The 12,763-nt window shown below is 58.0% G+C and carries 14 protein-coding genes and 3 pseudogenes; 14 read left to right on the top strand and 3 right to left on the bottom strand.

Annotated elements, in window-relative coordinates; all coding sequences use genetic code 11:
• Positions 1-9: 9 nt before the first annotated feature.
• The 7 genes and pseudogenes from IVB18_RS13265 to IVB18_RS13230 form a co-directional block, all read left to right on the top strand.
• Positions 10-300: pseudogene (locus IVB18_RS13265) on the top strand (PilZ domain-containing protein); the annotation flags it as partial.
• A gap of 809 nt (positions 301-1,109) precedes the next feature.
• Positions 1,110-1,245: pseudogene (locus IVB18_RS13255) on the top strand (SOS response-associated peptidase); the annotation flags it as partial.
• A gap of 306 nt (positions 1,246-1,551) precedes the next feature.
• Positions 1,552-1,761, top strand: coding sequence for a hypothetical protein (locus IVB18_RS13250; protein ID WP_247989543.1), 210 nt, complete (start codon positions 1,552-1,554; stop codon positions 1,759-1,761).
• A 177-nt stretch (positions 1,762-1,938) separates the two neighbouring features.
• A protein-coding gene (locus IVB18_RS13245) for an IS5 family transposase (RefSeq protein ID WP_247801096.1) occupies positions 1,939-2,780 on the top strand; the annotation gives its coding sequence in 2 pieces (ribosomal slippage) (positions 1,939-2,311 and positions 2,311-2,780; 843 coding nt in all).
• Between the two features lie 94 nt (positions 2,781-2,874).
• A protein-coding gene (locus IVB18_RS13240) for an IS5 family transposase (RefSeq protein ID WP_247801096.1) occupies positions 2,875-3,716 on the top strand; the annotation gives its coding sequence in 2 pieces (ribosomal slippage) (positions 2,875-3,247 and positions 3,247-3,716; 843 coding nt in all).
• 780 nt (positions 3,717-4,496) lie between these two features.
• Positions 4,497-4,734, top strand: a pseudogene (locus IVB18_RS13235) (SOS response-associated peptidase); the annotation flags it as partial.
• Between the two features lie 364 nt (positions 4,735-5,098).
• Positions 5,099-5,269 (top strand): hypothetical protein, encoded by a 171-nt coding sequence (locus tag IVB18_RS13230; protein WP_247989542.1) that lies wholly within the window; start codon positions 5,099-5,101, stop codon positions 5,267-5,269.
• 13 nt (positions 5,270-5,282) lie between these two features.
• Here the strand turns inward: IVB18_RS13230 and IVB18_RS13225 are convergent, their stop codons facing one another.
• Entirely contained in the window at positions 5,283-5,498 is a 216-nt protein-coding gene (locus tag IVB18_RS13225) for a hypothetical protein (RefSeq protein ID WP_247989541.1), read from the bottom strand.
• Between the two features lie 517 nt (positions 5,499-6,015).
• Here IVB18_RS13225 and IVB18_RS13220 point away from each other — a divergent pair.
• Together IVB18_RS13220 and IVB18_RS13215 are read left to right on the top strand one after the other, a co-directional pair.
• Positions 6,016-6,543 (top strand): hypothetical protein, encoded by a 528-nt coding sequence (locus IVB18_RS13220; RefSeq protein WP_247989540.1) that lies wholly within the window; start codon positions 6,016-6,018, stop codon positions 6,541-6,543.
• Between the two features lie 283 nt (positions 6,544-6,826).
• Positions 6,827-7,668 (top strand): IS5 family transposase gene (locus IVB18_RS13215; RefSeq protein ID WP_247801096.1). Its coding sequence is split into 2 segments (ribosomal slippage): positions 6,827-7,199 and positions 7,199-7,668, totalling 843 coding nucleotides; the frame shifts between segments, so codons are not numbered across the junction.
• 171 nt (positions 7,669-7,839) lie between these two features.
• On the opposite strand, the gene IVB18_RS13210 is transcribed toward IVB18_RS13215, so the two are convergent.
• Positions 7,840-9,075: an IS701 family transposase gene (locus IVB18_RS13210; RefSeq protein ID WP_247983558.1), complete on the bottom strand. Its 1,236-nt coding sequence runs from the start codon at positions 9,073-9,075 to the stop codon at positions 7,840-7,842.
• 513 nt (positions 9,076-9,588) lie between these two features.
• Between IVB18_RS13210 and IVB18_RS13205 the strand changes: the two genes are divergently transcribed.
• From IVB18_RS13205 to IVB18_RS13185, 5 genes are all read left to right on the top strand, one after another.
• The gene (locus tag IVB18_RS13205; RefSeq protein ID WP_247989539.1) at positions 9,589-9,840 is read left to right on the top strand and encodes a hypothetical protein; all 252 of its coding nucleotides are present in this window, start codon (positions 9,589-9,591) and stop codon (positions 9,838-9,840) included.
• 58 nt (positions 9,841-9,898) lie between these two features.
• Complete coding sequence (locus IVB18_RS13200; protein ID WP_247989538.1) at positions 9,899-10,213, top strand: hypothetical protein; 315 nt, start codon at positions 9,899-9,901, stop codon at positions 10,211-10,213.
• A 292-nt stretch (positions 10,214-10,505) separates the two neighbouring features.
• On the top strand, positions 10,506-11,018 hold the full coding sequence (locus tag IVB18_RS13195) for a septal ring lytic transglycosylase RlpA family protein (protein WP_247989537.1): 513 nt from the start codon (positions 10,506-10,508) through the stop codon (positions 11,016-11,018).
• Between the two features lie 89 nt (positions 11,019-11,107).
• Positions 11,108-11,443, top strand: coding sequence for a hypothetical protein (locus tag IVB18_RS13190; RefSeq protein WP_247989536.1), 336 nt, complete (start codon positions 11,108-11,110; stop codon positions 11,441-11,443).
• Positions 11,444-12,312: 869 nt separating this feature from the next.
• A complete protein-coding gene (locus tag IVB18_RS13185) occupies positions 12,313-12,516 on the top strand; it encodes a cold-shock protein (RefSeq protein WP_247989535.1) in 204 nt (67 codons plus the stop codon).
• Between the two features lie 22 nt (positions 12,517-12,538).
• On the opposite strand, the gene IVB18_RS13180 is transcribed toward IVB18_RS13185, so the two are convergent.
• A complete protein-coding gene (locus IVB18_RS13180) occupies positions 12,539-12,691 on the bottom strand; it encodes a hypothetical protein (protein ID WP_247989534.1) in 153 nt (50 codons plus the stop codon).
• Between the last annotated feature and the right edge of the window lie 72 nt (positions 12,692-12,763).

Below are 12,763 nucleotides of genomic sequence, written 5' to 3'. Positions count from 1 at the left end.
TATTTGCACATGATGGGAAACAAGCGAAGGGCCGACCGTGTTCGGTTTGAACACAAGCATACCGTCAGCATCATGGGGGTCGATGGAACCTGGCGGCGAAGCTGTATTCTTCTCGATGCCTCTGAAAGCGGTGCCAAACTTGAGGTCGAGGGCTCAACCGACCCCCTGAAAGCACAGGAATTTTTCCTGGTGTTATCCTCCACTGGTCTGGCATTTCGGCGGTGCGAGCTGATTTGGGTCGATGGATCTCAGGTCGGAGTTCAGTACGTCACCGCAAAGAAAAAGGGCAAGGCGAGCGCAGAGAAATGTCTCGCCCGTTCGCAATCGGACGAGCTTCTACGTACAGCTGATTTCCTCGCGAATTATTCCGTTCCTCGATGCGTAATCTCTCTCAGAGAGCCACGCCAGAGAAGCGCTACTGCACGACAATCACGGGGGCTTCATTCTTTATCTTTCCAGCGGTGAGCTTCAATCGGGTAAGGAAGAGCGCGTCTTGTTTCTAGAACCGCGAGAGGCTCTGATATGGCTCAACGAGCCACCGGAGGATCGAGGATCGTTCTGGGAGTAACGACGTGAGGCCGATCACCCCCGACCAAGCCCGAAATCCTCGCGCTGTTTCATGTCGTCAATCGCTATCTTGGCTACCTGCGCCTATGCCGGATTCATTTCCAGATTGTCCATCGCCGGTGATTCGCAAGAGCAACGACGAGCGCACTCGTGCAACACTTTCTTGCTGCTTAAATCCGGCAGCTCGGTACGTGCCCGGAAAACCAGCGGGGTCGATCCGAGCGTCGGATTGTTCGATCCAAGCGAAGGACGTACTGGCTCTTGCACTTTGATAACCCGCGTCCCTCCTTGGCGTGATAACCTCCGGGCTTTCGGAGTTTGCCATGTTCGATGTTTATTTGAGCGACAAACGTGATCTGCTCGTCGTGAGGAAAGGATCTCCGGTACCGCTCGTCGGCACATCAGGCGGATGGCGCAAGAGGAAGAAAAAGGTAAGCTCAGTGACGAGATCAAGTCAACGGTTCAGAGGCAAGGCTATTCCATGCGTAAGCTGCGTGAGATTGGGACACATTAGAGGCCGATAAACGGGTCAGGCCGGCTTAATGTGCAACCTCTACAGCATCACCACCAACCAAGCCGCCATCCTCGCGCTCTTCCGCGTCGCCAACCGCTATGTGGGCAACCTTGCGCCAATGCCCCGGCGTCATGCCCGACTACCCCGCGCCCGTGATCCGCAACACGGAAGCCGCGACCGAGATGACGCTGATGCGCTGCGCATACCACTACCGCCGCGCACCCGGCGGCCCGCCGGTCACCAATATCCGCAACACGTCATCGCCGCATTGGCTGAGGTAATCGGCTAGGGCACCAAATCTGCCGATATCCGGCGCTTGACATCAGTTCGTTCCCGATCCGGAACGTGATGAAGCAGAAAGCGGCGAGCGTTGCACATTTACAACCCGCAAAGCCATTCGAGACAGTAAGCTGGTCGAGACAACTGAAACATATTTCGTGTTTACTTCCATATGATCAGCGGGGGCGAAGGTGTTTGATGTCTATCGCAATGACAAGCGCGACTTGCTCGTTCTAAGTACTGGCTCTGCCGTACCCGTGCTTTACTCTGCACATAAGTGGCGCAAGAGCAGAAAAAGAGTTCTCAAGGTCAGCGATGAAATCAAGTCAGCCGTTCAGGCACAAGGCTATTACCTCCGCAGCCTGCGGGCCAACAAGGAGCGGATGATCGAGGTCGAGTAGGTCGGCGGCCGGTGTTCTCCATTTGCCAGCATCGCCACAAGCCAAGTCACCATGCTCGCGCTCAACCGAGTCGCGCCTCTTGCGTCGCAACCTTCACTTAGTGTCTGTCCGGGAACATCTTGAATCATCGGAATCATTTGTGATTCAAGGGTGGCGGTCCGATTCGAAGGGGCGCCCATGTGGACGAAGGAGAACCGCGGTCGTTACGACCGAAGCCGGCTACGCTATCCAAGCGATTTGACTGATGAGGAATGGGCGTTGGTGGAGCCGCTGATTGCGCCAGCCAAGCGAGGCGGCAACAAGCGCACGGTCGATGTGCGCGAGGTGATCAATGGCCTGATGTATGTGCTGAGCACCGGTTGCCAATGGCGAGCGATCCCGAAGGACCTGCCGCCACGCAGCACGGTGCACGACTATTTTGACTTGTGGGCTTGGAACGGCACGCTCGATCGCATCCATCACGCGCTCTATGTACAATGTCGAGAATTGGCTAACCGAGAACCCAGCCCGAGCGCCGCCATCATCGACAGTCAAAGCGTCAAGAGCGCGGAAAAAGGGGGGCGTGGATCGACCCGCATGGCTACGATGCGGGCAAGAAGATCAAGGGCAAGAAGCGCCACATCCTAGTCGATACTCAAGGCTTGCTGCTCCACGCCCTCGTGCATTCGGCGGACATCCAGGATCGTGACGGTGGGGTGCTGGTGATGGCCACGCTGTTTGGCCTGCATCCATTCCTGCTGAAGCTCTATGCTGACGGCGGCTATCAGGGGCCGATCTTTCAGTCCGCCGTTCGCAAAATCCTCCGGCAAATCGACGTCGAGATCGTCAAGCGCTCCGATACAGCAAAGAGTTTTGCGATCTTGCCCAAGCGATGGATCGTCGAACGCACCATCGCCTGGCTCAACCGCTGCCGCCGTTTGGCCAAGGATTGGGAGTGCCTCAACCGAAAGGCATTGGCGTTCTTGCGCCTCGCCTCAATCCGCCTCATGCTGCGAAAGCTCTGCCAAAAAACAGCATGATCCCGGACAGACTCTTAGTGTCTGTCCGGGAACATCTTGAATCATCGGAATCATTTGTGATTCAAGGGTGGCGGTCCGATTCGAAGGGGCGCCCATGTGGACGAAGGAGAACCGCGGTCGTTACGACCGAAGCCGGCTACGCTATCCAAGCGATTTGACTGATGAGGAATGGGCGTTGGTGGAGCCGCTGATTGCGCCAGCCAAGCGAGGCGGCAACAAGCGCACGGTCGATGTGCGCGAGGTGATCAATGGCCTGATGTATGTGCTGAGCACCGGTTGCCAATGGCGAGCGATCCCGAAGGACCTGCCGCCACGCAGCACGGTGCACGACTATTTTGACTTGTGGGCTTGGAACGGCACGCTCGATCGCATCCATCACGCGCTCTATGTACAATGTCGAGAATTGGCTAACCGAGAACCCAGCCCGAGCGCCGCCATCATCGACAGTCAAAGCGTCAAGAGCGCGGAAAAAGGGGGGCGTGGATCGACCCGCATGGCTACGATGCGGGCAAGAAGATCAAGGGCAAGAAGCGCCACATCCTAGTCGATACTCAAGGCTTGCTGCTCCACGCCCTCGTGCATTCGGCGGACATCCAGGATCGTGACGGTGGGGTGCTGGTGATGGCCACGCTGTTTGGCCTGCATCCATTCCTGCTGAAGCTCTATGCTGACGGCGGCTATCAGGGGCCGATCTTTCAGTCCGCCGTTCGCAAAATCCTCCGGCAAATCGACGTCGAGATCGTCAAGCGCTCCGATACAGCAAAGAGTTTTGCGATCTTGCCCAAGCGATGGATCGTCGAACGCACCATCGCCTGGCTCAACCGCTGCCGCCGTTTGGCCAAGGATTGGGAGTGCCTCAACCGAAAGGCATTGGCGTTCTTGCGCCTCGCCTCAATCCGCCTCATGCTGCGAAAGCTCTGCCAAAAAACAGCATGATCCCGGACAGACTCTTAGACTTCATTGCAGGGGGCTGCGCCCGCTGAACGCTTCCCTGTCCTGCCGCCTGCGAGGTTCGGGTTATGCCGGCCTCAAACACCGCAATACGGCGATCAAGTTGCCATAGCTCGATGTCGTTGACATCCACTAGCTGCTGAGCACGTTCGCGTGCTTCCTGCTCGTCAGCACACTGCAAGTTGGCCACGCTTATAACGTGGCGGTGCTGATCCAAAAGGTAAGCTCGGTAGCGCGCCATCCCCACGCCCCCAAGGCAGAGAAAAACAGTACTGTATTGAGGCAAAGGGAAAACACTGGAATTTGAGCTCGGGAGTTCACGCTTGATGTCTATCCCTTTCAGTTGCCTTGAGCAGACTGAACACGCCGGAACATCGCAATTAGTCGTCCTGGTACTAAAGTTCTGGTCAATCGCCACGTCGGCAAGCTGTCGCCTATGCCCGGCGTCTTACGCGATTACCAGCTCCCGCGATCCGCAACACGGAAGCCGGGACCGAGATGACGCTGCTGGGACATCAGTTATCACGGCGCGGTAGCTTCGCGATGGCTCGACGGAGCTTGATTTCGATGCACCGAGCGCAGATCAACTCGCCGTCCCCGGCCGGTGGTGCAAGAACCATCAGCTCTTCTGGCATGAGCTCTTCTTCGCAGTGATCGCAGCGGGGGACAGAGCATCCGCGCATTTGCCCACGCACTCGTGGCGGAAATTCGGTAAGGCTCTTCAACTCGACCGCCCACAAGTGCCCCGATCCTTTGGTCAAACCCATGTACAACCTCTACAGCATCACCACCAATCAAGCCGCCATCCTCGCGCTCTTCCGTGTCGTCCAACCGCTACGTCGGCAACTTGAAGCCGATGCCTGGCGCCTTCCCAGACTATCCCGCGCCCGTGATCCGCAACACGGAAGCCGGGACCGAGATGACGCTGATGCGTTGGGGCATACCACCACCGCCGCGCACGGGCGGGCCGCCAATCACCAGCGCCGGCAACACGTCGCCCCCGCGCTGAAGAAGCTGAGCGGCGGCACCTGATCCTACGTTGATTTTGGGATCGTCCAAATTCCGATAGCTCTCGGTACTCCACCGGAGGTGCGCCTCGTAGCCGTTCAAACTATCTTGCCGCGCTTCCAGACGGGCTTTGGCATGACGGGCTTTGGCATGACGTGCGGCCACGACAAGGACAATCCACCCATCTTTATTTGCGCAAAATGCGGACGGCCCATGGAGTATCTTGCCACACTGCCAGAGATTGCGAACCTGCCTGCAGCTTACAGGTGTTTCCCGTGTCGTCGGGTTGATACTTTCGCTCTAGACTAAGGCCGCCTCACACTTGGCGGCCTCTTTCAGTCGCGCGCCAGGTCACCTGAATGCGTTCCCCGTCTCCGCCGGGGGTTATCCCGATCGGGCCTGCCCCCCGGTTCAACGCCCGCATGATCCCGAGCCGAGCGCTCGTCGCCATCGTCGCGCTCTTTCGCGTGATCAACGGCTGCAATCTGCAGCCCAATGGAGAGCGCTGCTTCATCCTCGCTTCCGGCTGATCTTCCTTTTGCGTCAGCGTCCCCTCGGCAATTCTTCAGCTTCCTCCTTGGCCAACAGCAGGAGCATCTCGATGCCCATCTCACCTTCTTGAGGCGAACTGATGAACCTGATCTCTTCTGTACTCTCCTGAAGTGTCGCAATCATAGCAACCGCTTGATGAGCTGTAGGCGTTTCGGTCGCCCAAACATCTCGTTCGTTCTTACGTACAAATCCGATCGTATAGGACATCGCTCCCTCCCTGCAGAAAGCCGTCGAAAAGCAGATCGCAAAAACGACTAGGATGCTAGGGCAATGAGGGCAGTGGCGAGCAAGTTATGTGTGGAAGACGTAACAAGTCGGTGAAGAAACGCCGGATATACCGCGGCGCCACCCTCGCTACGCGGTGACCTGCTGATCTAACGCGAGCCGCACCTAGTGCAGCAACCCGTGCCGCCCGCTTCTGTAGCCTATGACTCAGTCGGGCGCTGACGAGCTCTAATCTCTGCTCTAGCGGCTCATTGACAAGCATCAGTGCGCCGCGCAGGTCATCGTCACAGGCGGGGATGATCAGGCGAGTCCCTGCAACCCGTGCGATCCCGCAGGACATGCTCATCGTTGAGAATGTGCTGCGATGCCTTCGATGGGTAACTCAAGAGAGATTTCGTCGAGAACCTAACACCGGCAGAATTTTCACACCGTCTCGATTAGCAGTCACTATCTGCTGACCTGTCGCGCGCCGTCGGCTACCTGTTAAAGGAGGAGCAACATGAAAATGAGCAATGTAGTTCCCAATGCATTCTCTGTGGCAAAATACACTTATGTCGCGGCTACCATATGGGTGGCTCCGTCTGCTCTCATCAAATCGGCGCATCTCCTTGAAAGGATTGGACTCGCTGCGGTTGGAGGGGCGTGCGGCCTGTACGTGGCCGCAGCATTGATGCGCCTAGGAAACGAAATGTTTGGAAGCGGCTGGTTCATCTTGTTGATGATGCTCTACGGAGCTTTCAGCTTCTACATCGGCATCGATATGCCTAGCCGTCCTGCTCAGGGATCGACTTCGAGACTCCCGGAAGAGCGGAACCGCGGCACCGATGCGGCTGAGATTTTCAGTGCGGTAGGCACATTCGTTGCCGCGATTGCGGCGTTTCTGTCGGTCAGCATGATTGTCGTTGATCAGGTCCTGTCTGAAGGTTCGATCATTCTGATCGCATGCTGTTGGGCGATTGGTTCTTCGCTTCAAATTGCGGCTGGCTCCATCGCTCGCAACGGCGTGCTCGAAGATGGTGGCGAGTAACTTCCGCTGCAATTGCACTGACGCCACTGGTCTCTTTTTGAGCGGCGCGACAGTGAGAGGCACACGGACAAGACGGAGAAAATAAAGAAAGTCATTAGAATAAGTAGTCAACGCATTGCCTGTTCTCCAGAAGAGCTTGCCAGCTTCAGAACAAGTTTTGAGGATGCGATAGGGTCATTCTCACCTGTGATGCTCACGATCTCTAAGTGTCTGTCCGGGAACATCTTGAATCATCGGAATCATTTGTGATTCAAGGGTGGCGGTCCGATTCGAAGGGGCGCCCATGTGGACGAAGGAGAACCGCGGTCGTTACGACCGAAGCCGGCTACGCTATCCAAGCGATTTGACTGATGAGGAATGGGCGTTGGTGGAGCCGCTGATTGCGCCAGCCAAGCGAGGCGGCAACAAGCGCACGGTCGATGTGCGCGAGGTGATCAATGGCCTGATGTATGTGCTGAGCACCGGTTGCCAATGGCGAGCGATCCCGAAGGACCTGCCGCCACGCAGCACGGTGCACGACTATTTTGACTTGTGGGCTTGGAACGGCACGCTCGATCGCATCCATCACGCGCTCTATGTACAATGTCGAGAATTGGCTAACCGAGAACCCAGCCCGAGCGCCGCCATCATCGACAGTCAAAGCGTCAAGAGCGCGGAAAAAGGGGGGCGTGGATCGACCCGCATGGCTACGATGCGGGCAAGAAGATCAAGGGCAAGAAGCGCCACATCCTAGTCGATACTCAAGGCTTGCTGCTCCACGCCCTCGTGCATTCGGCGGACATCCAGGATCGTGACGGTGGGGTGCTGGTGATGGCCACGCTGTTTGGCCTGCATCCATTCCTGCTGAAGCTCTATGCTGACGGCGGCTATCAGGGGCCGATCTTTCAGTCCGCCGTTCGCAAAATCCTCCGGCAAATCGACGTCGAGATCGTCAAGCGCTCCGATACAGCAAAGAGTTTTGCGATCTTGCCCAAGCGATGGATCGTCGAACGCACCATCGCCTGGCTCAACCGCTGCCGCCGTTTGGCCAAGGATTGGGAGTGCCTCAACCGAAAGGCATTGGCGTTCTTGCGCCTCGCCTCAATCCGCCTCATGCTGCGAAAGCTCTGCCAAAAAACAGCATGATCCCGGACAGACTCTAACATTACAGTTGCCGTTTTGCTTTGAGATGCGCGCGCTGAGCGGCAGCCTGGTGAGCTCTGCGCCAGAATGACCATGCGATGACATGCGCGGGTTGGATCCGCTTTCGAGCAAGCCTGATGGCGATGCGGCGGATTTCCTGGATTGACCAACGGATCAGCGGCGGCGTGGGTGTGCTTTGGCTTTTGCCGGGGGGCGGCGTTTGGTTTTTTTGGGCGGTGGCGGATTGGCGCGATGGCGGATCGCCGCCATCATGGCGAAGGCGAGCATCACCAGGGACACGTGGCGATGCCAGCCATGCCAGGACCTGCTCTCGTTGTGATCGAGCCCGAACTCGTTTTTCGCGGTTTCAAAGCTGTCCTCGATCGCCCATCGATGGCCTTCGACCGCGACCAGCGTTTCAATTGATGTTCCCGCTGGGCACCAGGTGGTGAAGAAGGCGAGATCGCCATCGGCGATATGGCGACGGATCAGCAGACCGCGCGTCCATAAACCATCATTTGCGCTGTTGAACTGCTCGACCTCGAGATCGGCCAGTTCGAGATAACACCAGTCATGCAGCCTCGGTCCTTTGGTTCCGGCTCCCGCCGACAAGCGCTTCCAGTCGGACGGGCGCCGCGTCCGGGCGATGTCTTCGGCCTTGCCGGCGACCGGCTGTCGCTTGCCCCAGGATCGGAAGACATGAGAGCTGCTGACCCCGAGCACATAGCCTTTGCCTGCCCGCCGTAGCTGCTGTTCGATATCGCCAACACCGTAGACCGTGTCACCGGCAACCCACTTGAATGGTACAGACGCGGCTATCGCACGTGCGATCATTCTCGTCGCAAGCTTTGGTTTGGTCGCAAAGCCGACATCGGCAGGCACATATGCGGCTTCCAGACGATCTGGATCGTCAGTCCATTCCTTCGGAAGATACAACGCGCGATCGATGAACGCATGACCATGACGCGAAACGTAGGTAGCGAAGACGCCGATCTGGCAGTTCGTAATCTTCCCTGCCGAACCAGTGTATTGCCGTGCCACTCCGCATGAGGCCTTACCCTGCTTGAGAAAGCCGGTCTCGTCGATCACCAGCACCGCATCGTCATCCGCCAAATGCTCGATGACATAGTCGCGGACGATATCGCGCAGGGCATCAGCGTCCCAATCTCCACGACCCAGAATTGCCTGCTGACGCCATGGGCCAGGATCGCCAGCCGCCTCCGCGCGCATCCAGCCGGTCTTGCGCTGCTCATCTCCGAGCAGACCTTCCAGGAACAAGCCTGCATTCGTCGCCACACGCTCTTGCGTGAACAACGGACGTATCCGTTGCTTGATCTCTCGAAGCGACGCCGCCCACAACGCAAGCGTCTCCTCAACCGACGCGGCCCGCGTCCACGACATTCGAATCATGGTTGCCCATGGATTCAGAAGCCCGCAAACAAAGCAACTGTAATGCTAACCTTTGCAGGTTGTACAGAACATCCTCGCTCGTGTTGCGACCGGTGAGCGCGATCAAAGCGAACTGCGGCTTGCGGCATTAGCAAGCGTCAACGAACGTGGCCGCTATGGCGGCGGCGTGCCGTAACCAATGTGCGAGAATGACGATGACAGCGGTCCGATCGCGACGTGAAACAGTAGTTTTCAAGTATCCATTCCGGATCGCGAGTATCGAGCGGTTGTTACCGGCGGGCTCGTATGAAGTCATTACCGGCGAAGAGTTGATGGAAGGCCCGTCAATGCCGCCCTATCGGTGCGTCACCACCAGCAGCTAATCAGCGCCTACCTCGATCGGCTTGGGCAAAACCGCCCGCCGCGACCAATTGAGCGAATGGCGATAAACACGCTCGGCACATCGATCGCAGACGATTTCGCACCAAGCTCACATCGCCGGAGAATCTATCTGTGCTCGTGAGAAGCGGGACTGTGCGCAATGTGGCTGACAACATAAGCTTTGGCACGATGGCGTCGTTAGCCAACTTCGATGCTGCAAATATCTTCGCTGTTATCGGACGGATCACTCCGGTCAAGCCTGGCGAATTTTCGCTCACACTGGGCCCGGGCGAAAATGCCGGCAGCATCAGCATGCATTTTGAGGGGACAGCCTGGAAGCTGTCGGGCATCACGCCGCCGCCCCGGGTCGTTGCCGCCATGGTCGATCGGCTGCCGGCGCGTTGACCCCTTGCATTCGCCCGCAGCTGCGGTTGGATCACGGCTTTTAGGATTGTAAATCCAAATGGCCATCCAATTGATTGTGGCGAAAGTTCGTAGAGACGAGCTTGCGTTGCGGGGCATTCAATCCCTGACCGCCGAAGCGTTAGAGGAAATCGCTGCTCACATCTTCGAACGTATTAGCGATCTCGAGCTGGAGCTTGCCGCGCGGAATTTCAACATCCCCACGAGCGGGGGCGACAGACCAACGCGAGCCGGGTGTATGTCCGTTTGCGATCCACTGCGAGCGAAGCGGGATAACGTACGGGGCCATTCGCCGCTTCCGCGATTTTTCATCGCGATCGTCTTACGTGGCCCGCGCGGCATCTCGCCCCGCTAAATTGCCGCGGTCCGTTCAATGTCCTCTTCGTCTTTACAATCAGGCGAAGACATCCACGCCACTGATTGCATCGCCTGTACGCACACGCGGTGTTGGCCCCAGGACTGCTCGCCGATTAACGTGGTGCGTTGCAGCGGGCTATCTGCCTGCTGCACTGCGTCTACGTGCCTGCAACACATTCCAGAAATATCGGTATGAAATCACCTCTCAGCATATCAATCCCGAACGTGCCGGAACGTGCCTTATGAGTTTGCATTGTTCTTTTGTTTTGTGATTTGTAGTGAGGTCGATCATGCGTCTGCTTTCTGGAATGATCGTGATTGCAACAGTCTCCGCTTGGACGGGGCTTCAGGCGACCCCTGCTGTCGGCCAAACATTCAATGACAGGTGGTCCATCATTCCAAAGGCTCACGCGGAGCCCGCTCCTGAAGGACTCGATCAGACAAAGAAGGATGAGCCGCAACCGCAACCTCCGAACGGACAAGAGCCCTTGAAAGATCGTTCAGGCGCTCAATCTTTCAATCGAATCTTTTCCGGAAAAGCCTCCTACTACTCGTATTCGAAAAGGAAGACAGCGAGCGGTTCATCGTTTGATCGGAATCTACTAACCGCGGCGCACCGCCGTCTGCCGTTCGGCACGAGAGTCCGCGTCATTGATCTTGAGACGAGTAAGTCGGTGGTGGTTCGTATCACCGACCGCGGACCATGGGTCCGTGGCCGCGTCCTCGACCTCTCGCTCGCCGCCGCGCGCAGCTTGGGGATTACGGATCGTGGCGTGGCTCAGGTTCGTGCTGAGGTGTTGTAGCGGACGTCCATGGCCCTGCGAAAACACGCAACCGCCGCCCGCGCGCCCTTGCGTCAATGGTCCGGCTTTTGGCCTGAAACGAATCTGCCGTGCCTCTAAAGAACCCTGACGCTATCGCGGCCCTCGTATCGGCCCTCAGGCTCGTCTACGGAGACGAAGTCGCGCGAACCATGCTCCTTGAAGGTATGAGCCTTGCCACGCTGCTGGACGCGATGTTCTCCGCGCCGATAGCACATCGCGATGCCGTTCGATACGTCGCGAGTGCCTTAGATGACTTCGCCGTTACACCAGAACTTGGCCCGGTCTGGCACCTTCGCTACCTGTATGATGACGAGCCCGGCTCATTTCGCGTCCTCGATATGGAGATAGCCACGCCGGCCGGTACGCTGTCCAGCAACGACCTTTGGCTTCGGCTGCCCGTCTAACGAGCTCGCAACCTCTGCAATGTGGCCCGTGCTGTCGACGATTTCGGCTCAGACAGAGGCGTCATTAGATCGACCCACATCTTGAGGACCTTTCGGCTTTTGCATGACTTACCCTTTTGAAATGCGACCGTCCCCTCCGGAAGTGGGAACGTAGCGCATGGGACAAGCGGGTCGTGCAGCGGGTCCTCGTCATAGGAGCGGCAGACGTAGTGCTCGCCCCTTCCCGAGTCATCGGGCACAGGCTGCATCGGTTGCCCGCACGCCGGGCATGCCTTTCGGATCGGACGCTGCATCGTGATGATATCCCTGCCGCCAACAAGCTTATACCCGCGCTCAACCGCCTCCAGCGGATCGCGGAAAGTTGTCTAACTGCCTACCGCCCATTCGCCGCCATCTTGATGGCGGCCTCGCCCCGGTCCTGAATTGCCCGACGCGGTTGCCGGGAGTGCGTGATGGAGCAGGTTCTTACAAGGGCTTGGCGCAGCGCGTGTGCGACATTGCCGAATAGCGGATCCTTTCACTAGGCGGCGCCTGCTCAGGCGGCCGAGAGCTACCGCATCAAGGCCGAGGCCTCGCGCGGGCGCCGGGGCCCGCCGCGACTTTGAGGACCACTCAACTGAGTCCGGCATCGGCGATCGTGACGGGTTGCTGCAGGTTAGGGCTGAGGATTGGACGCGAACGGTGCCGCCTGATGCGCCTGATCCGCCTCAACCTTGGTCTGCTAAGCTCAGCATGTGCCTCGCCATCGCCGGCAAGAAGATTTCCGGCATATGAGACGAGAGGCCCGCCGGTTCACACTGGCGGGTTTTTCTTGCCCTGCCCTAGGTGCTAGATTTAGGCTCTTGTCATTGCTCAAGCAGGAGGCGGACGTGGCAACTGGTATTGTGAAGTGGTTTAATTCGACCAAGGGCTATGAATTCATTCAACCCGATAACGGCGGCAGGGACGTATTTGTCCATATCTCGGCCGTTGAGAAGGCCGGCCTGAGCAGCCTCAACGAGGGCGCTAAGGTCAGCTATGAAGTAGTCACGGACCGCGGCAAGGAATCCGCCGGAAATCTACGGGTAGGTTAGAATTTCGCGAGGGCCCGCCGGTTCACGCTGGCGGGCCTATCACGTCGTACTCGAATGCGACGCCCTCGGGGTCGTGCTCCTCGAACCACATTTCCGCAGCCTCGACCGTGGCGAAGACCTTGTGATCGATGTCACCGACCTGTTTGGCGGTATTCACGTAGACGAAGACGGTCATTGATCCCTCTTCAGCTTGCGCCGCCCCCAATGCGGTTGTTTCCCCTAATGGGATGGTCCGGCCGTGCTCCGG

Origin of the sequence: Bradyrhizobium sp. 186, assembly GCF_023101685.1 — a bacterium.
Classification (GTDB): domain Bacteria; phylum Pseudomonadota; class Alphaproteobacteria; order Rhizobiales; family Xanthobacteraceae; genus Bradyrhizobium.
The sequence above is the reverse complement of the archived record's forward strand: the minus strand, read 5'-3'. Positions and strand labels throughout refer to the sequence as shown.

What these genes read in the sequence shown, in the direction of transcription:
- IVB18_RS13230 (WP_247989542.1), top strand. Translation starts at nt 5,099, where the DNA reads ATGCGTTCCCCGTCTCCGCCGGGGGTTATCCCGATCGGGCCTGCCCCC.
- IVB18_RS13225 (WP_247989541.1), bottom strand. Translation starts at nt 5,498, where the DNA reads ATGTCCTATACGATCGGATTTGTACGTAAGAACGAACGAGATGTTTGG.
- IVB18_RS13220 (WP_247989540.1), top strand. Translation starts at nt 6,016, where the DNA reads ATGAAAATGAGCAATGTAGTTCCCAATGCATTCTCTGTGGCAAAATAC.
- IVB18_RS13210 (WP_247983558.1), bottom strand. Translation starts at nt 9,075, where the DNA reads ATGATTCGAATGTCGTGGACGCGGGCCGCGTCGGTTGAGGAGACGCTT.
- IVB18_RS13200 (WP_247989538.1), top strand. Translation starts at nt 9,899, where the DNA reads ATGGCCATCCAATTGATTGTGGCGAAAGTTCGTAGAGACGAGCTTGCG.
- IVB18_RS13195 (WP_247989537.1), top strand. Translation starts at nt 10,506, where the DNA reads ATGCGTCTGCTTTCTGGAATGATCGTGATTGCAACAGTCTCCGCTTGG.
- IVB18_RS13180 (WP_247989534.1), bottom strand. Translation starts at nt 12,691, where the DNA reads ATGACCGTCTTCGTCTACGTGAATACCGCCAAACAGGTCGGTGACATC.